The organism is Streptomyces thermoviolaceus (genome assembly GCF_045209695.1).
GTDB classification, from domain to species: Bacteria; Actinomycetota; Actinomycetes; order Streptomycetales; family Streptomycetaceae; genus Streptomyces; species Streptomyces thermoviolaceus.
Window position 1 is genome coordinate 390,792 of record NZ_CP109280.1, and the last position, 16,280, is coordinate 407,071.

Annotated in this window: 19 protein-coding genes; 12 read left to right on the forward strand and 7 right to left on the reverse strand. The window is 73.1% G+C overall.

Going from position 1 to position 16,280, the window contains the following annotated elements; translation table 11 throughout:
* Nucleotides 1–36: 36 nt before the first annotated feature.
* On the forward strand, nucleotides 37–246 hold the full coding sequence (locus tag OG899_RS01775) for a type A2 lantipeptide (RefSeq protein WP_185867837.1): 210 nt from the start codon (nucleotides 37–39) through the stop codon (nucleotides 244–246).
* On the opposite strand, the gene OG899_RS01780 is transcribed toward OG899_RS01775, so the two are convergent.
* Complete coding sequence (locus tag OG899_RS01780) at nucleotides 216–671, reverse strand: 5-carboxymethyl-2-hydroxymuconate Delta-isomerase (RefSeq protein ID WP_125497722.1); 456 nt, start codon at nucleotides 669–671, stop codon at nucleotides 216–218. The genes OG899_RS01775 and OG899_RS01780 overlap by 31 nt on opposite strands.
* Before the next feature lie 287 nt (nucleotides 672–958).
* Nucleotides 959–2,389 (reverse strand): NAD(P)/FAD-dependent oxidoreductase, encoded by a 1,431-nt coding sequence (locus OG899_RS01785; protein ID WP_168130966.1) that lies wholly within the window; start codon nucleotides 2,387–2,389, stop codon nucleotides 959–961.
* 143 nt (nucleotides 2,390–2,532) lie between these two features.
* Between OG899_RS01785 and trxA the strand changes: the two genes are divergently transcribed.
* On the forward strand, nucleotides 2,533–2,925 hold the full coding sequence (gene trxA / locus OG899_RS01790) for a thioredoxin (protein ID WP_125497724.1): 393 nt from the start codon (nucleotides 2,533–2,535) through the stop codon (nucleotides 2,923–2,925).
* A 267-nt stretch (nucleotides 2,926–3,192) separates the two neighbouring features.
* Here trxA and OG899_RS01795 read toward each other — a convergent pair whose 3' ends face one another.
* On the reverse strand, nucleotides 3,193–3,858 hold the full coding sequence (locus OG899_RS01795) for a TetR/AcrR family transcriptional regulator (RefSeq protein ID WP_229813770.1): 666 nt from the start codon (nucleotides 3,856–3,858) through the stop codon (nucleotides 3,193–3,195).
* A gap of 118 nt (nucleotides 3,859–3,976) precedes the next feature.
* On the opposite strand from OG899_RS01795, the gene OG899_RS01800 reads away from it, so the two are divergent.
* Complete coding sequence (locus OG899_RS01800; RefSeq protein WP_125497726.1) at nucleotides 3,977–4,540, forward strand: NAD(P)H-dependent oxidoreductase; 564 nt, start codon at nucleotides 3,977–3,979, stop codon at nucleotides 4,538–4,540.
* A gap of 161 nt (nucleotides 4,541–4,701) precedes the next feature.
* On the opposite strand, the gene OG899_RS01805 is transcribed toward OG899_RS01800, so the two are convergent.
* A complete protein-coding gene (locus tag OG899_RS01805; RefSeq protein WP_168130965.1) occupies nucleotides 4,702–5,139 on the reverse strand; it encodes a hypothetical protein in 438 nt (145 codons plus the stop codon).
* A gap of 231 nt (nucleotides 5,140–5,370) precedes the next feature.
* On the opposite strand from OG899_RS01805, the gene OG899_RS01810 reads away from it, so the two are divergent.
* The 7 genes from OG899_RS01810 to OG899_RS01840 all read left to right on the forward strand — a co-directional run bounded on the left by OG899_RS01810 (nucleotide 5,371) and on the right by OG899_RS01840 (nucleotide 11,686).
* Complete coding sequence (locus OG899_RS01810; protein WP_125497728.1) at nucleotides 5,371–5,787, forward strand: hypothetical protein; 417 nt, start codon at nucleotides 5,371–5,373, stop codon at nucleotides 5,785–5,787.
* 98 nt (nucleotides 5,788–5,885) lie between these two features.
* Complete coding sequence (locus OG899_RS01815; protein WP_168130964.1) at nucleotides 5,886–6,332, forward strand: type II toxin-antitoxin system PemK/MazF family toxin; 447 nt, start codon at nucleotides 5,886–5,888, stop codon at nucleotides 6,330–6,332.
* Nucleotides 6,333–6,678: 346 nt separating this feature from the next.
* Nucleotides 6,679–8,073, forward strand: coding sequence for an ergothioneine biosynthesis glutamate--cysteine ligase EgtA (gene egtA, locus OG899_RS01820; protein WP_125497730.1), 1,395 nt, complete (start codon nucleotides 6,679–6,681; stop codon nucleotides 8,071–8,073).
* Entirely contained in the window at nucleotides 8,070–9,401 is a 1,332-nt protein-coding gene (gene egtB, locus OG899_RS01825) for an ergothioneine biosynthesis protein EgtB (RefSeq protein ID WP_125497731.1), read from the forward strand. The genes egtA and egtB overlap by 4 nt, the downstream gene beginning before the upstream one ends.
* Nucleotides 9,402–9,530: 129 nt before the next feature.
* Nucleotides 9,531–10,319, forward strand: coding sequence for an ergothioneine biosynthesis protein EgtC (egtC, locus tag OG899_RS01830; protein WP_406310872.1), 789 nt, complete (start codon nucleotides 9,531–9,533; stop codon nucleotides 10,317–10,319).
* A complete protein-coding gene (gene egtD / locus OG899_RS01835) occupies nucleotides 10,316–11,278 on the forward strand; it encodes an L-histidine N(alpha)-methyltransferase (protein WP_125497733.1) in 963 nt (320 codons plus the stop codon). Before egtC ends, egtD begins: the two co-directional genes overlap by 4 nt.
* Before the next feature lie 192 nt (nucleotides 11,279–11,470).
* Nucleotides 11,471–11,686: a dodecin gene (locus OG899_RS01840; RefSeq protein ID WP_125497734.1), complete on the forward strand. Its 216-nt coding sequence runs from the start codon at nucleotides 11,471–11,473 to the stop codon at nucleotides 11,684–11,686.
* Nucleotides 11,687–11,756: 70 nt separating this feature from the next.
* On the opposite strand, the gene OG899_RS01845 is transcribed toward OG899_RS01840, so the two are convergent.
* The gene (locus OG899_RS01845) at nucleotides 11,757–12,248 is read right to left on the reverse strand and encodes a hypothetical protein (protein WP_125497735.1); all 492 of its coding nucleotides are present in this window, start codon (nucleotides 12,246–12,248) and stop codon (nucleotides 11,757–11,759) included.
* Nucleotides 12,249–12,384: 136 nt separating this feature from the next.
* Between OG899_RS01845 and OG899_RS01850 the strand changes: the two genes are divergently transcribed.
* Nucleotides 12,385–12,618 carry a hypothetical protein gene (locus tag OG899_RS01850; protein ID WP_125497736.1) on the forward strand — a complete coding sequence of 78 codons (234 nt, stop codon included), beginning with the start codon at nucleotides 12,385–12,387 and terminating at the stop codon, nucleotides 12,616–12,618.
* A gap of 155 nt (nucleotides 12,619–12,773) precedes the next feature.
* Here the strand turns inward: OG899_RS01850 and OG899_RS01855 are convergent, their stop codons facing one another.
* Nucleotides 12,774–13,400, reverse strand: coding sequence for a TetR/AcrR family transcriptional regulator (locus tag OG899_RS01855; RefSeq protein ID WP_125497737.1), 627 nt, complete (start codon nucleotides 13,398–13,400; stop codon nucleotides 12,774–12,776).
* A 217-nt stretch (nucleotides 13,401–13,617) separates the two neighbouring features.
* Here OG899_RS01855 and OG899_RS01860 point away from each other — a divergent pair, with 217 nt between their 5' ends.
* Nucleotides 13,618–14,754, forward strand: a complete 1,137-nt coding sequence (locus OG899_RS01860; RefSeq protein WP_168130963.1) for an NAD(P)/FAD-dependent oxidoreductase — start codon at nucleotides 13,618–13,620, stop codon at nucleotides 14,752–14,754.
* 126 nt (nucleotides 14,755–14,880) lie between these two features.
* On the opposite strand, the gene OG899_RS01865 is transcribed toward OG899_RS01860, so the two are convergent.
* On the reverse strand, nucleotides 14,881–16,125 hold the full coding sequence (locus tag OG899_RS01865) for a ThuA domain-containing protein (RefSeq protein ID WP_125497739.1): 1,245 nt from the start codon (nucleotides 16,123–16,125) through the stop codon (nucleotides 14,881–14,883).
* Nucleotides 16,126–16,280 lie beyond the last annotated feature (155 nt).

A 16,280-nucleotide genomic window follows, 5' to 3' on the forward strand; every position in this document is an offset into this window, starting at 1 on the left:
CCTTCTGTGATCCACGATGTGAAGGGAAGTCTCCTCATGAACTCCGCCTCCCGGATCGAGACCGCCGAGCTCTCGGACGCCGAGCTGGACAACGTCGCCGGCGGCCTGGACGTGCAGGCCGGCATCGGCGTCAACGTGATCGCCGACATCGAGATCGACCGCACCGGCATCCACATCCAGGCGGGCGCCGGCGCGTACGCCGGTGTGAACGTCGGTCAGCTCCCGCAGACCGGCGTCGGCCTCTGATCCGACCCGGCACACCTGGTGCGGCCGCCGTCCTGCCCGGCGCGCGGCCGCCCGTCGGGCAGCAAGGACCGTGCCGTCGGGGTCAGCCGGTAGGAGTCGGCCAGATCCCGTACCTCCACGGAGACGAACGCCCTCTCGGCCCGGTCGGCCGGCAGGTGTCTGCGGATCAGCGCCATGACCCCGTCGGACAGGCGGGCCTTCAACGCCTCGGACCGGCCCGGCATGAGGCCGATCTCCGCATGCACGAACACGGCCGCCTCGTCGGGATCGTTGCCGATGTAGGTCTCGGCCGGCCGGAAGAAGGTCTTGCACACTCCCGTCGAACCGGTCTCCGACAGCACCAGCGGGTGAAGTTCTTTGATCAGGGCATCCCGGTCGAAAGCATCGGCCAGCTGCGCGGAGTAGTCGATGGTGAGGTGCGGCATGAGAAACCTTTCGGGGATCTAGTTTTCTCAGGCAACTATTCTCACCCCGAGGCGCCCGGGCACCGGCCCGGGGTCGACCGCCCCCTGCACCGCGCGAGCACGGACCCGACGGCCGCCTCCCACGGCGCGGCAGGACACCCTCTCCCCGCACACCCTGCGCACACACTCCGCACCTCCGCGTGCCGCTTCCGCACACCCCCGTACGGCCGCACAAGACGACGGCCGCTGCTCCCGTCGCTCCGCACACTCACCCGCCGGCCCGCCGGCCCGTCGGCCCGCCCGGCCCGTCACCCCCGGTACGCCTCCAGCAGCCGCAGCCACACCTCGCTGATCGTCGGGAACGACGGGACCGCGTGCCACAGCCGGTCCACGGGAACCCGGCCGGCCACGGCGACGGTCGCCGAGTGCAGCAGCTCGCCCACCCCCGGTCCGACGAAGGTGACGCCGCGCAGGATGCCCTCGTCCAGATCGACGACCATGCGGGCCCGGCCGCGGTAGCCGTCGCCGTACAGCTGGGCACCGGCGACCGAGGTCAGATCCACGTCGACGGCACGCACCCGGTGGCCGGCGCGTTCGGCCTCCGCGAGGGACAGGCCGACGGACGCGGCCTCCGGGTCGGTGAAGACGACCTGCGGGACGGCGTGGTGGTCGGCGGTGGCCGTGTGCGGCCCCCAGGGGTCGGACGGCGGCAGGGCGCGGCCCGCCGCGCGCGCCCCGATGACGTCGCCGGCGATCCGGGCCTGGTACTTGCCCTGGTGGGTGAGCAGGGCACGGTGGTTGACGTCACCACAGGCGTACAGCCAGTCGGTGCCGTCGACCCGCAGGGTGTCGTCCACCGTCAGCCAGGAGCCCGGTTCCAGTCCGACGGTCTCCAGGCCGATGTCGTCGGTGCGCGGGGCGCGCCCGGTGGCGAAGAGGATCTCGTCGGCCTCCAGGCGGTCGCCCGCATCGGTGACGGCCACGACGGTGCCGTTCTCCCGGCCGACCGACGTCACCGAGGTGCCGGTGCGGATGTCGGCGCCCGCCTCGGTGAGCGCCTCGGCGACCAGTTCCCCGGCGAAGGGTTCCATGCGAGGCAGCAGTCCGGTGCCGCGCACCAGGACGGTGACCCGGGAGCCGAGGGCCTGGAAGACGGTGGCCATCTCGGCGGCGACCACGCCTCCGCCGACCACGAGCAGCCGGCCGGGCACCTCCTGGGCGCTGGTGGCCTCGCGGCTGGTCCACGGCCCAACGTCGTCCAGGCCGGGCAGCTCGGGCAGCCGGGCCCGGGTGCCGGTGCACACGGCGACCGCGTGCCGTGCGGTCAGGGTGGTGACCGTGCCGTCCGCCGCGGTGACCGTGACCGAGCGCTCGCCGGCCAGCCGTCCGTGACCGCGGTACAGGTCGGCGCCGATGCTCTCCACCCAGGCGACCTGGCCGTCGTCGTGCCAGTGGGAGGCGTACTCGTCACGGCGGGCGAGGACCGCGGCGGCGTCCAGCGGTCCGCGCACCGCCTGGCCCAGCCCGGGCACGCGACGCGCCTCGGCACGTGCGACGACGGGGCGCAGCAGCGCCTTGCTGGGCATGCACGCCCAGTAGGAGCACTCGCCCCCGACCCGCTCGCTCTCCACGAGCGCGGTGGACAGCCCGGCCGCGCGGGTGCGGTCCGCCACGTTCTCCCCCACGGGTCCGGCGCCCAGCACCACGACGTCGTACGCGATGGTTTCCGATTCCGTCATGGGGTCAGTCTGGTGCGAGGTGTGCGCGGTGGCCACACGGGGCACGCGCACGGAATAGCCGTGCCGCCGGCCGTGTTGCCGCCCACGGCTTCGTCATTCCGACAGGCCCCGGATGGCCCCGGACAGAAATGAGGGAACGCGCCATGACCAGCACCGTGGAGCTCACGAAGGAGAACTTCGACCGGACGGTCACGGAGAACGACTTCGTGCTCATCGACTTCTGGGCGTCCTGGTGCGGTCCGTGCCGTTCCTTCGCCCCGGTGTACGAGAAGGCGGCTCAGGACAACCCGGATCTGGTGTTCGGCAAGGTGGACACCGAGGCACAGCCGGAACTGGCGGCCGCCTTCGGCATCCAGTCCATCCCCACGCTGATGATCGTCCGTGACCGGGTGGCCGTGTTCGCGCAGCCGGGCGCGCTGCCCGAGGCCGCGCTCGCCGATGTGATCGCGCAGGCACGCAACTTGGACATGGACGAGGTGCGCAAGGCGGTCGCCGAGCAGCAGGCGCAGGCCGAGCAGCAGGGTCAGGACCGGTAGGGCCGTCTCCTCCGGCGCGTCTTCGCCGCGCGAAGCCGCCGCGCACCGGCCGTACGGCGCAGGGGCCCCTTTCGTCCCACGGAGGGGGCCCGTCGTGCGTCCGGGCACGCGCTCGGGCCCGTGCGGGCGGCAGCCGCTCCCACGGCGGGCGAGCGGCGGGGAGACGCCGGGACGTACGGCGCAGGGACGGGACGGCTGCGTCGCACGGACGGACCGGCCTGTCGCTCGCCGGGCGCCTCGGGCGGGCCTGAGCCGCCCGGGTCGTCGTCAGGCGGGCTGCCGAGCGGCGGTCACGCGGGCGACCAGGTCGTACCACCCGTCCTGGATCCGTTGCATCGGCATCTTGCGCTGCCGGGTCAAGTGGTGGATGAGCGCGGGGTCCAGATAGCTCATCAGCGTCTGGGCGAGGAGTTCGCAGTCCGCGTCCGGGACCGCCTGGCGCAGCAGCATGAGCACATGGCCGTAGCGGACCCGGCGAGGGGGGATGAGGAAGCGGCGGTCGGGATACGGCTCGGCCGCGAGCTGCAGGTCGAGGTCGTCGGCGGCCCGGCGCAGCGCGGCACAGCCGAAGGCCCGCAGCCGCTCCACCGGCGGGGCGCCGGGCCCGAGCGGTGGGGGACCGCTCAGGAAGGCGGCCTGGAACTTCTTCTCCTCGTGATCCAGCAGTGCCATCAGCAGGCCGGTGCGGTCGCCGAACCGGCGGAAGACGGTGCCCTTGCCCACCTTCGCGGCCGCCGCGACGGCCTCCATGGTGACCCCGGCCGCACCGTGCTCCGCGACCAGGCGGGCGGCCGCCTCGAGCAATCGGGCACGATTGCGAGCGGCGTCCGCACGCAGGCAGGGCCCGTCGGCTCCGGCGCCGAACGGGACCAGCACCTGCGTTCCGTCCAGCGGTTCCTCGGGCTGGGGGCCAGGCGGCAGCGCTGTGGACATGTCCACAGCGTAAAGCATCCCGGGCCGAACTGGACCGTGGTCCGCTTCATCTGGTAGAAAATTAAACGGACCTCGGTCCGGATCGTAACGGCACTGTTTCAGCCTCTGGGAGTTCCTCATGTCTGTTCGCATTCTTGCGCTCGTCGGCAGCCTGCGCTCCGGCTCGCACAACCGCCAGCTGGCCGAGGCCGCCGGCAAGCTCGCCCCCGAGGGTGTCGAGGTGGACGTGTACGAGGGCCTGGGCGAGGTTCCCTTCTACAACGAGGACATCGACGTCGAGGGCAGCGTGCCGGCCGCCGCCGCCCAGCTGCGTGACCACGCCGGCCGGGCCGACGCCCTGCTGCTGTTCTCCCCGGAGTACAACGGCACCATCCCGGCCGTGCTGAAGAACGCCATCGACTGGCTGTCCCGCCCGTACGGCGCGGGTGCCATCGCGGGCAAGCCCGTCGCCGTCATCGGCACCGCGGCCGGCCAGTACGGCGGCGTGTGGGCGCAGGACGACACCCGCAAGGCCGCGGGCATCGCCGGCGGCAAGGTGATCGAGGACGTCAAGCTGGCCATCCCGGGCTCCGTGACCCGCTTCGCCGAGACCCACCCGGCCGACGACGCCGAGGTCGCCGCCCAGCTGACCGAGGTCGTCGCCTGTCTGCAGGGCTACGCCACCGGGGCCGCGGCCGCCTGAGCCGCTCCTGCCGCCCGGTCCGGCCGGGCCCTTGGAGCGACCGGCCAGGGGCCGGAGCCGTCGACGTACGGCTCCGGCCCCTGCCGCTGTCCGGCGGCCGGAGAGACGTGCACGGCGGCCACCCGGACGAGCGGGCCGCGCACCCCCCGCGCGGCGCCGGGTCAGACCGTGAGCAGGCAGACCCCCAGGGCGATGAGCACGGCCGCCTTGGCCACCTCCAGGGCCACGTACACCAGATGCGCCCGCGAGCGCGGGCCCTCGCCGCCGTCCTGACCGGTCAGGACGCGGTCGGAGCGCCGGTTGAGCCAGGGACGGACCGCGGCGAGCTGGGCCAGCAGCACGGCGACCGCGCCCGCCGTCGGGCCGAGCACGCGGGCCGGTGCGTCGCCGACCGCGACCGCGACGACCACCACGCAGGCCAGGACCGCCTCCACCGCGTTCAGCGCCCGGAAGACCAGGCGGCCGATGCCCAGGCCGATCGGCACGGTCACCCCCGGGGCGCGGAACTTCAGCGGGGCCTCCAGGAAGGAGATGCCCAGGACCATGCCGAGCCAGACGAAGGTGACCGCGCCCGCCGTCGCGGCCGCCGCGGCGCTCATCGCCGCACCGCCTCGCCACCGGACGCCTCAGGACCGTGTGCGGCGAGCCGGCCGCACAGGACGGGCACCTGCGACCGCACCGAGTGCCGACGAGCCCTGCCTCGCATGGGGACCACGCCCCTTCACCCCTTCCCGCCTGCGGTGACGGTGCGCACCTCGCGCATGGAACAATCGCCCAGAAGCATAAAGACCGCGAAGACCCTTCAGGGACGAGAAGACGAGGTGTGCCCCATGACGTCGCCCGCCGCAGGCGGCACCGGGCAGGCCGGGTCCGGGCCGGCACGACCGCGCGTCCTGTGCGACGCCCACGCGCTCGCCGGCGACCCGCCGGTGCCGGCCGGTGTGCTGTGGAAACTCCAGGAGGAGGGGCGTCAGCTCGACGCCAACCTCGTGCGGATCGCACCGGGCGGGCGCATCGCGACGCACTGCGAGCCGGACCTCGACGTGCTGCTGTACGTCGTCGCGGGCGGTGGCGTCCTCGGCGCCGGCACGCAGGGCGAGCCGCACCGGCTCACCGAGGGCGCGACGGTGTGGCTGCCGCACGGCTCCACGCGCAGCATCAGCGCGGGCGAGGACGGACTGACGTGTCTGACGGTGCACCGGCGCCGGCCCGGCATGCAGATCCGCCCGCGGGGCGTCACCCCCTGACCTGCGACGCACCCTGCTGTGAACCACCGTGCGTTAAGCGCCAGTTGACGCCACGCCCGGCGTCCGCGCGGAAGATCGCACACCGTAGGGTGTCCCCCGTGACTGCCTTCGACGACGACGCGATACCGGGCCGTTACGGCCCCACCGCCACCACCGAGGCCGACCCCCGTCAGGTGGGCCGCGTGCGCACCGAGTACGCGCCCGCGCACGACGGCGACCCCGACCCCGGGGAGATCGTCTGGACGTGGGTGCCGTTCGAGGAGAACGACGGGCGGGGCAAGGACCGCCCCGTGCTGGTGGTGGCCCGGGAGGCCGAGGGGACGCTGCTGGCCGTCCAGCTGTCCAGCAAGGCCCACAACGGGGACCGTGCGTGGGTGCCGCTCGGCAGCGGCCCGTGGGACCGGTCGGGCCGCGACTCGTGGGTGAACGTCGACCGGGTGCTGCGGCTGCACGAGGAGGGCATGCGGAGCGAGGCGTGCGCGCTGGACCGGATGCGGTTCAACTCGGTGGTCCACCGGCTGCGGGAACGCTACGGCTGGACCTGACTCCTGCATGCGGGTGCACGGCGCCTCCCCCGTGGGGCGCCGTGCACGTGACAGGACCGGCCGGAGTCGTGCACCCGGACGCGCACCCGCCCACGGCCGTGCACGCATCGTGAGTCACGCCGCACACTTCGTGCAACCTTTTTCCGGTCCCGACCGCACCGGCGAAGCCGCAGGTGAGAGCCGTGCGATCTCGGCACACATCGCGCATCCGCGAATTTCGGGGCACGATGTTCCCGTTGCGCACCCTTGTGCGAATCGACCCCAGGGGTTTGGGTGGGACGGAGCGCCCGTCGCTGCCCGCTCCCCGCGGGGCCGGCGACATGGGGAATACCGAAAGGATCCCGACATGTCCGATGCGCGAGACGTGGGGGCGGGCGGGTGCAGCCCGCCCTTCACCGCCCTGACCGAGCCCGAGGTCGAGGCGCTGGTCCGGGGCATCTGCTTCAAGACCGGCCCGCCGCGCACCGTCGGGGTCGAAGTGGAGTGGCTGGTCCACGAGGCGCACACCCCGTGGCTCCCGGTCACCCGGGAACGTCTCGAGGCGGCCTACGCCGCCCTGCGATGCGTGCCGCTGGCGTCGGCGCTCACCGTCGAACCGGGCGGGCAGCTGGAGCTGAGTTCGCCGCCCGCCGGCAGCCTGATGGAGTGTCTCTCCGTCGTCCGTGCCGATCTCGCCGCGGTCCGCGCCGTCCTGGCCGGCCAGGATCTGTGCCTCGTCGGCCTGGGGCACGATCCCTGGCACACCCCGCGCCGGTTTCTCAGGGAGCGCCGGTACAACGCCCTGGAGGCCTGCCTGGACCGCAGCGGACCGGCCGGCCGGCACATGATGTGCACCTCCGCCTCGGTGCAGGTGTGCCTGGACGCCGGCCACGAGGAACCCGGCCCGCTGGGACATGTGCGGCGTTGGTGGCTCGCGCACCAGCTCGGCCCGGTCCTGGTGGCCGCGTTCGCCAACTCCCCGCTGCTCGGGCACCGGCCCACCGGCTGGCTGTCCACGCGGCAGCTGCTGTGGGCACAGATAGGCCCCGGCCGGGCGGGCGCTCCCCCGCTCGGCGACGACCCCCGCGCCGCCTGGGCCCGGCATGTGCTGGACGCCCCGGTGATGTGCGTACGACGCGACGACGGGCCGTGGGAGGTGCCCGAGGCCCTGCACTTCCGGCACTGGGTCCGCTCCGGCCTGCCGCGGCCGCCCACCCGGGAGGACCTCGACTACCACCTCACCACGCTGTTCCCGCCGGTCAGGCCGCGCGGCCACCTGGAGCTGCGGATGATCGACGCGCAGCCCGGTGACGACGGGTGGATGGTGCCGCTCGCGGTGACGACGGCCCTGTTCGACGACCCGCAGGCGGCGGAGACCGCGTACCGGGCCGTCGCGCCGCTCACCGAGCGCAGCCTGGGCCTGCCCGCCCCGCACAATCCGCTGTGGACGGCGGCCGCCCGCTCCGGGCTCGCCGACCCCGGGCTGCGGGAGGCGGCCGTCACCTGCTTCGCCGCCGCCCTTCGGGCGCTGCCCCGCCTGGGGGCGGACACCGAGGTGACGGACGCCGTCGCCGGCTTCCAGGACCGCTATGTGCGGCGCGGCCGCTCTCCCGCCCACGACCTGCTCGACCGGATCCACGGCGGCACGGAACCGGCCCGCATCGCACCCGGCCCCGCCCGGCCGGGCGGTCGCCGGCTCCGCACACCCCTGACGTCCGCCGGGCGGACACCCACCGTGCACGGGAAGGACGAGACGGCATGACCGAGACCGCACCCGACACCCTGACCGACGCCGAAGCGCTGCGTGAGAGGGCGTGGAGTGCGCTGACCGCGGCTCGTGCCCGGACCACGCTGCTGACCACCTGCGTGGACGAGCCGGACCTGGTCGCGCAGCACTCGCCGTTGATGTCCCCGCTGGTGTGGGACCTGGCCCACATCGGCAACCAGGAGGAGCAGTGGCTGCTGCGTGCGGCCGGCGGCCAGGACCCCCTCCGTCCGGAGATCGACAGCCTCTACGACGCCTTCGAACACCCCCGGGCCGAACGCCCGAAACTCCCGCTCCTGTCGCCCGTCGAGGCCCGCCGCTACACCGCCGAGGTCCGCGCCCGCGCCACCGGCGTCCTGGAGACCGCCGACCTGACCGGCCCCCGTCTGACCCGCGCCGCCTTCGCCTTCGGCATGATCGCCCAGCACGAACAGCAGCACGACGAGACCATGCTCGTCACCCACCAGCTGCGCAGCGGCCCGCCCGCCCTGTCCGCACCCGACCCCGCCCCCGCACCCCCGTACCGCGGGCCCGCCGAAGTCCTCGTCCCCGGCGGGGAGTTCACCATGGGCACGTCCACCGAACCCTGGGCCCTGGACAACGAACGCCCCGCCCACACCCGCCACGTCCCCGCCTTCTTCCTCGACACCACGCCCGTCACCAACGCCGCCTACCAGGCCTTCATCGACGACGGCGGCTACCGGGACCCCCGCTGGTGGACCCCCGAAGGCTGGGCCCACATCCAGCGCCACGCCATCACCGCCCCGCTCTTCTGGCACCGCGAGGGCCGGCAGTGGCTGCGCCGCCGCTTCGGCGTCACCGAACCCGTGCCCCCCGACGAACCCGTCCTGCACGTGTGCTGGTACGAAGCCGACGCCTACGCCCGCTGGGCCGGACGCCGACTGCCCACCGAAGCCGAATGGGAGAAGGCCGCCCGCCACGACCCCTCGACCGGCCGCTCCCGCCGCTACCCCTGGGGTGACGCCGACCCCACACCCGCCCACGCCAACCTCGGCCAGCGGCATCTGCGCCCCGCCCCCGCCGGCAGCCACCCCGCCGGCCAGTCCCCTCTCGGCATCCACCAGCTCATCGGCGACGTATGGGAGTGGACCGCCAGCGACTTCCTGCCCTACCCCGGCTTCCGGGCCTACCCCTACAGGGAGTACTCCGAGGTGTTCTTCGGCCCGGAATACAAGGTGCTGCGCGGTGGTTCCTTCGCCGTGGACCCGGTGGCCTGCCGAGGCACCTTCCGCAACTGGGACTACCCCGTCCGGCGGCAGATCTTCTGCGGATTCCGCACCGCCCGCACGGCGGAGGACTCCTGATGCCGACGCCCCCGGCGGGCCGCGGTCGGCGGCGTCACCGCACGTCCCGCCCGGCGGCGCGCCTGCGCCCCGGGCGCTGCCGCCGCCCGCGGCGGGTGGTACCCGTGTCATGAGAGGCAGGATGGTCCGATGTGCCGTCACCTCGCTCACCTAGGGCCCGAGGCGCCGCTCGGCCGGCTGCTGGTGGACCCGCCGCACAGCCTGTACCGGCAGTCCTGGGCGCCCCGCCACCAGCGGTACGGGACGGTCAACGCCGACGGCTTCGGAATCGGCTGGTACGCCGCCGGCGACCCGGTGCCGGCCCGCTACTGCCGGGCCGGGCCGATCTGGGCCGACCTGTCGTTCGCCGACCTGGCACGGGTGGTGCGCACCACGGCGCTGCTCGCCGCGGTGCGCGACGCCACCATGGCCGGGGCGGACGCCGAGGCCGCGGCGGCACCGTTCGCCGCGGACCGGTGGCTGTTCAGCCACAACGGCGCCGTCCCCGGCTGGCCCGCCTCGCTGGCCGGCCCGGCCCGCACCCTGCCGCCCGAGGATGTGCTGTCCCTGCAGGCCACGACCGACTCGGCGCTGGTGTGGGCACTGGTGCTGGCCCGGCTGCGCGGCGGCGACACCGGTGCGCAGGCCCTCGCCGACACCGTGCTGGAGGTGGCCGCGGCCGCCCCGGGTGCCCGGCTCAATCTGCTGCTCACCGACGGCGACACCATCACGGCGACCGCCTGGGGCGACAGTCTGTGGTACCACGCCGCACCGGGCCGTGTGACCGTGGCCTCCGAACCGTACGACGACGATCCGCTGTGGCGTCAGGTCCCCGACGGCACCCTGGTCGTGGCGAACCGCGCGGACGTCCTGCTCACCCCTTTGAAGGACCTCACCGAGGACCTGGCCCCCCGCACGTCAGAGGAGCCCCGCAGTTGAGCCCGTTCCGCATCACCCGCACCCTGCCCGAGGACGCCGTGGCCGCCGCCCTCCGCTCCGACGTCCGCGACGGCCTGACCCGCACCCCCAAGACGCTCCCGCCCAAGTGGTTCTACGACGCCCACGGCAGCGAGCTGTTCGAGCGGATCACCGAGCTGCCCGAGTACTACCCGACCCGTGCCGAACGCGAGATCCTTCAGGACCGTGCCGGTGAGATCGCCACACTTCTGCCCGCCCGCACCCTGGTGGAACTGGGCTCGGGGTCCTCGGAGAAGACCCGCCTGCTGCTGGACGCGCTGACCGGCCTGCACACGTATGTCCCCGTCGACGTCAGCGAGAGCGCGCTGCGCCAGGCCGGGCAGGCACTCGCCGTCGAGCGGCCCTCCCTGCGGGTGCACGCACTGATCGCCGACTTCACCGCCGGTCTGGTGCTGCCGGACACCCCCGGCCCGCGGTTGCTGGCGTTCCTCGGCGGCACCATCGGCAACCTGCTGCCCGACGAGCGAGCCCGGTTCCTCACCGCCATGCGCTCCCTGCTCACCGCCGGGGACGCGCTGCTGCTCGGCACCGACCTGGTCAAGGACCCGGAGGTACTGGTGCGCGCCTACGACGACGCGGCGGGGGTGACCGCCGCGTTCGACAAGAACGTCCTGACCGTCATCGACCGCGAGCTGGGCGCCGACTTCGACCCGGACGCCTTCGACCATGTGGCGCTGTGGGACGCCGACGAGGAACGGATCGAGATGCGGCTGCGCTCGCGCACCACACAGACGGTGAAGGTGCCCGCCCTGGACCTGACGGTGGACTTCGCCGCCGGCGAGGAGCTGCGCACCGAGGTGTCCGCGAAGTTCCGGCGGGAGAAGGTCACCGGCGAGCTGACCGCGGCCGGTTTCGCGCCGGTGGGGTGGTGGACGGACGCGGCGGGACGCTTCGCGGTGTCGCTGAGCGTGGTGCGGTGAACCGTCCGGCGCGGGCCGCCACCGGCGGCCGGAACCACGGCCCGCGCCGGGGCACACCCGACCAGGGCGGAACTCCGCTCACGGTGCGCACATCTCGCGCTCCGGCCCGTCGTGCGGCACGGTGGAGTGACGTGGGCCACACCCGCGTGCGCCCCGCATGTGTTCGATGTGTCGTCCGCGAGAGGAGCACCCATGAGCAACCATGTGTACCGGGTCACCGAGATCGTCGGCAGTTCGCACCAGGGTGTCGACGACGCCATCCGCAACGCCATCGCCCGCGCCTCGCAGACGTTGCGCAACCTGGACTGGTTCGAGGTGACCCAGGTCAGAGGCCAGATCGAGAACGGGCAGATCGAGCACTACCAGGTGGGCCTGAAGGTCGGTTTCCGGATCGAGGACGCCGGCTGAGCGAGGGCCTCGGGCTCCACGCACCCGCGGGCCGGACCGGCACCCGGAGCGATCCGCTGCCGCGCCCGCCTCAGGTCCGGCCCCGCCGCTCCTGGGCGTCCCGCAGTTCCGAGGACGCGGTGACCCACCGGGCGCGCAGCACACGGAACCCCGCGCGTTCGGCGTCGTCGCACACCAGCTCGTCGTCGTCCACCAGAACACGTATCTCCCGGGTGCGGGCCAGTCGGCGCAGGATGTCCAGCTTGGTGCGACGGGCGGGCCTGCGGTCGTGGTCGGGACGCATGTGCAGGGCACCATCGGGCAGGCCGTGGGCGGCGAGCCAGTCGAGGGTGTCGCGGCGGCAGCGTTCGGGGCGCCCGGTGAGGTAGACGATCGCGCACTCGCGCGCGCTGTCCCGGGCCAGCCGCACCCCCTCGGGCACCGGCGGGTCCGCGGGTGCGGCGGCGAAGAAGCCGTCCCAGTCCCGGGGCCGCCGCTGCAGGAAGTGCTGCCGGTGGGCGGTGTCGGCGAGGGTGTTGTCCAGGTCGAACACGGCCAGGGGCCGCCGGTCGGTGTCGTTCACGGCGCCCACCCTAGGGCCTTCCGCCCGGATCGGCCCGGCCGCGAGGTGCGGTGCCCGGACCACAGGCCCCGGAGTCCTTCGCTTGCTCGTGCGGTGTCCGGATGCGTATGCGGCCCTGGCGCCCGATGCTGGGTACATGTCCGGAACACTGCCGGTGACCGTGCATCCGCCGTCTCCGACGGGCGGCCGACGCGTGCGGGTCAACGGCGAGATCCTGGGGCTGGCCTACAGCCTCGCGGACGTCGCCGAGTTCCTGCGCCGGGCCGGACTGGAGGTGGACAGCACGGAGGTGGCGGTCTCCCCGCTCATCGACTGGCGCGGGGTCGGGCCGGAGTACTGGGGACCCGAGCCGGAGGACACCGGGCCGTGAGCCGCCTCCGGCACCTCGGCACCTGACAGCTCCGGCGCCACTCCCCCCGCAGGATGTCCGCGGCGTCCGGCAGTTCGACGACTTGAGCCGGGGCACCTCGCGTCCATGACGGCCTGCTCCATGGCGCCGACCGGACCCGGTGCCCTCGCCGGCACTCAGGTGTTCTTCCCCGTGAGCGCCTCCCACCCCTGTTCCAGCAGGTCGAAGGCCCGGGTCACGGCCTCGCGGGGGTTGTCGTGCCCGTGCACGGCACGAGGGGCCTCCAGGGCGAAGTGCGCCAGGGCCCGGCAGGCGGGGTCGTCCGCGGGCAGGCCGCTCACCTCGGCGATCACCTCGGCGAGGGCGTCGGTGTGGCGCAGCCACATCTTCTGGCCGTAGTCCCGCAACGCGGGCGTGGTGGCCACCAGCTCGGCGAAGGCGGCGAAGCGGTCGTCCCCGCCGGCAGCGACCAGACGGCTGGACAGGGCGTGGTCGCGCAGCGCGGCCGGGACGGACTGCCCCGCCGGGCGGTTGCGGACGGCGTCCAGCAGACGCTGCTCCTGGTCGGCGTCCTCGTCGAAGACGAGGGCCTCCTTGACCGGGAAGTGCTTGAACAACGTGGTGGTGGACACGTCGGCGGCATCGGCGATCTCCCGGATGCCGACGGCGTCGTAGCCGCGCTCCAGGAACAGACGCAGGGCGGCGTCGGCGATGGCACGGCGGGTGGCGGCCTTCTTGCGTTCGCGGCGCCCCACCGGCGCGGCAGCGGAGTCCGGCGAGGTGCCGGGGGTCGTTGCGGTCATGCCCCTCACTCTAAGCCCAGGTTGACCGACTAAAAAAGTTGAGCTGTTGCACTTATTGAGTCGGTGTGCTTTTCTGGGGCCGCGGCCCGGGCACTCCCGCCCGGTCGGCCGCCGTGAGGTTGTTTCCTTCTCGTCTCTTCCGGCCGGTTCCTGTCACCGCCGCCGGTTTCGACGCCCACGCCATCGACCCCTGACACCGCACGGACGGAGCCCTGTCATGCCCCTCTCTTCTTCGCCCCGTATCGCGATCGTCGGCGCCGGTCCCGGCGGTCTGACCTGTGCCCGCATCCTCCAGCGGCACGGCATCGCCGCCACCGTCTACGACCGCGACGCCGGCCCCCACACCCGCAACCAGGGCGGCACCCTCGACCTGCACGCCGACAACGGCCAGATCGCGCTGCGCGAGGCCGGGCTCCTCGAGGAGTTCTTCGAACTGGCCCGCCCCGAGGGGCAGGAGATGCGCCAGCTGAACGCGTCCGGCGCCGTGCTGTTCCACCACGTTCCCGAGCCCGGCGAGCAGTTCAAGCCGGAGATCGACCGCGGCCGGCTGCGCGATCTGCTGCTCGGCTCGCTGAAACCGGGAACCGTCCGCTGGGGACACACCCTCACGGCCGTGACCGGCCCGTCCGAAGGTCCTCGTCGGCTGCACTTCTCCGACGGCACCAGCGTCGAGTGCGACCTCGTCATCGGTGCCGACGGCGCCTGGTCCCGGGTCCGCCGCGCCCTGACCGACACCGCACCCCGCTACACCGGCATCACGTTTCTGGAGGCCTGGTTCCACGACGTCACCGCCCGCCACCCCGAGGTCGCCGACCTCGTCGGCCAGGGCAGCGCCGCCGCGGCCGACGGCCGACGCGGCATGTTCGCCCAGCGCAACGGCGGCGACCACATCCGCGTCTACCTCATCCAGCGCGCCCCCGCCGACTGGATCACGGCGGCGGGCCTCGCCCCTGAGGACACCGACCGGATCCGCGCCCTTCTGCTGGAGCGCTACCGCGACTGGTCACCCCGTCTGCGGCAGCTGATCACCGACAACGACGGCCCCTACCACGACCGTCCGATCTTCGCCCTGCCCGCCGGTCACACCTGGCAGCACAGCCCCAGCGTCACCCTGCTCGGCGACGCCGCCCACCTCATGCCCCCGCTCGGCGTCGGCGTCAACCTCGCCCTGCTCGACGCCTGCGACCTCGCTCTCGCCCTCGCCCGCCACGACGGCGTCGACAAGGCCGTCCGCGCCTACGAGGACACCATGCTGCCCCGCTCGACCGAACTGGCCCTCCGCCTCGACGGCGCCGCCGACGATCTGATCTCCACCGACCTGCCCGACTTCGCCACCAGCGGGCAGCAGTCCTGAGCACCTGAGGGGGCTCACCGCGTACGGCGGTGAGCCCCCTCAGGTGCCGCGAAACGACCCGTGCCCGGTGACAGCGGTCCTTCCCAGGGCAACTGTCACCACAGCACCCGGCCGGACGGGACACGTTCAGGACGGCAGCGTCCAGCTCTGGTTGGCGGCTCCGGTGCAGGACCAGATCTGCAGACGGGTGCCGTTGGCCGAGCTCGGGCCGGTGGCGTCCAGGCACTTGCCCGACTGCGGGTTGACCAGTGAGCCGTTCGGTCCGGGCTGCCAGACCTGCGAGCCGGTGCCGTTGCAGGTGTAGAGCTGCACCTCGGTGCCGTCGGCGGTGCCGGCGCCCGTCACGTCCATGCACTTGCCGAGCGCGGTGAGGGTTCCGGTGCTGCCCACGGTCCAGTTCTGCGCATCGGTGCCGTTGCAGTCGTACAGCTGGACGGCCGTGCCGTCGGCGGTGCCGGCGCCGGCGACGTCGACGCACTTGCCGCCGTAGCCGCGGATGGGACCGGTGCGGGTCTCGGGCGGGGTGACCGAGCCGGGCTGCCCGGCGGCCCACTTGATCTCCTGCAGCAGCAGCCTGTTCTGCTCGGCGCCGGCGAAGGTGGAGGACAGGGCGGTGTTCGTGGAGTAGTCCATCGCGTTGTGCCCGAAGTTGTTGTAGACCATCCGGTAGTTCCGGTTGGACCACACGATCGGGTAGTAGCCGCCGTACCACGTCTGGTACGGATCGGTGCCGACCGGGAAGGTGGACGGGTCGAGCGAGGCCAGGATGTCGATGTCCGGGTTCTGCCGCAGGTCGTTCTGCCAGCTGTACCACTCGCTGACCGAGGACGTGAAAGTGGCGGGCAGGTCGGCGGTCGCCGGGTGGCCGGCGTCCTCGACGCGCAGGGTCTCGGCGGTCGGCCCCCAGGTGTTGCTCTTGAACGTGCCGGTGCCGAGGAAGGTGTTGTGGTACCAGGGCCAGTCGCTCGAGTCGTCGTTGAAGGCCGAGACGTGGAAGCCGACGAAGCCTCCGCCGTTGTCCATGTACGTCCGGAAGGCGGACTGCTGGGCGGCGGTGTGCGGGTAGTCGTCGAGGAACATCACGACCTGGTAGTCGGCCAGGTCCGCCGCGTTGAGCTTGTTCCAGTCGGTGGTGGCGGTGTAGGTGAAGCCGTTCTCGGCGCCCGCCTGCGGGAACCACGCGTTGGCCTCGTGGTCGAAGCTGATGTGCGCCGCGTCGTAGGTGCCGTTGTAGAAGGCGATCACCTTGAACGGCGCGGCGGCCCGGGCCGACTGGGCGGGGACGACCCCGGCGACACCCAGGACCACGGCCACCAGGGCGAGCAGTCTGAACAGGACGCGACGACGGGGGACATGCGTGGGACGGGACATCACGGCAGGGACCTTCCTCGGTGCAGCCGTGCCCTGCCGCACTGCAGCACAGGGCGATGCCCGGGAGCGTACATGTCAGGCTTGGTCTAGGCCAACCCGTCGGTGGACGCCCATCGCCGCCCTGTCGACCCGGAGGCAGGAATCGCGCACGGAGT

Excerpts from the sequence above, each read along its gene's own strand:
- OG899_RS01860 (WP_168130963.1), top strand. The coding sequence starts at position 13,618 with ATGCCCCTCTCTTCTTCGCCCCGTATCGCGATCGTCGGCGCCGGTCCC.
- egtA (WP_125497730.1), top strand. The coding sequence starts at position 6,679 with ATGTCCGATGCGCGAGACGTGGGGGCGGGCGGGTGCAGCCCGCCCTTC.
- OG899_RS01865 (WP_125497739.1), bottom strand. The coding sequence starts at position 16,125 with ATGTCCCGTCCCACGCATGTCCCCCGTCGTCGCGTCCTGTTCAGACTG.
- OG899_RS01810 (WP_125497728.1), top strand. The coding sequence starts at position 5,371 with ATGACGTCGCCCGCCGCAGGCGGCACCGGGCAGGCCGGGTCCGGGCCG.
- OG899_RS01775 (WP_185867837.1), top strand. The coding sequence starts at position 37 with ATGAACTCCGCCTCCCGGATCGAGACCGCCGAGCTCTCGGACGCCGAG.
- OG899_RS01805 (WP_168130965.1), bottom strand. The coding sequence starts at position 5,139 with ATGAGCGCCGCGGCGGCCGCGACGGCGGGCGCGGTCACCTTCGTCTGG.
- OG899_RS01795 (WP_229813770.1), bottom strand. The coding sequence starts at position 3,858 with ATGTCCACAGCGCTGCCGCCTGGCCCCCAGCCCGAGGAACCGCTGGAC.
- egtC (WP_406310872.1), top strand. The coding sequence starts at position 9,531 with ATGTGCCGTCACCTCGCTCACCTAGGGCCCGAGGCGCCGCTCGGCCGG.
- OG899_RS01800 (WP_125497726.1), top strand. The coding sequence starts at position 3,977 with ATGTCTGTTCGCATTCTTGCGCTCGTCGGCAGCCTGCGCTCCGGCTCG.
- OG899_RS01840 (WP_125497734.1), top strand. The coding sequence starts at position 11,471 with ATGAGCAACCATGTGTACCGGGTCACCGAGATCGTCGGCAGTTCGCAC.
- OG899_RS01855 (WP_125497737.1), bottom strand. The coding sequence starts at position 13,400 with ATGACCGCAACGACCCCCGGCACCTCGCCGGACTCCGCTGCCGCGCCG.
- trxA (WP_125497724.1), top strand. The coding sequence starts at position 2,533 with ATGACCAGCACCGTGGAGCTCACGAAGGAGAACTTCGACCGGACGGTC.
- OG899_RS01780 (WP_125497722.1), bottom strand. The coding sequence starts at position 671 with ATGCCGCACCTCACCATCGACTACTCCGCGCAGCTGGCCGATGCTTTC.
- egtB (WP_125497731.1), top strand. The coding sequence starts at position 8,070 with ATGACCGAGACCGCACCCGACACCCTGACCGACGCCGAAGCGCTGCGT.
- OG899_RS01785 (WP_168130966.1), bottom strand. The coding sequence starts at position 2,389 with ATGACGGAATCGGAAACCATCGCGTACGACGTCGTGGTGCTGGGCGCC.
- OG899_RS01850 (WP_125497736.1), top strand. The coding sequence starts at position 12,385 with ATGTCCGGAACACTGCCGGTGACCGTGCATCCGCCGTCTCCGACGGGC.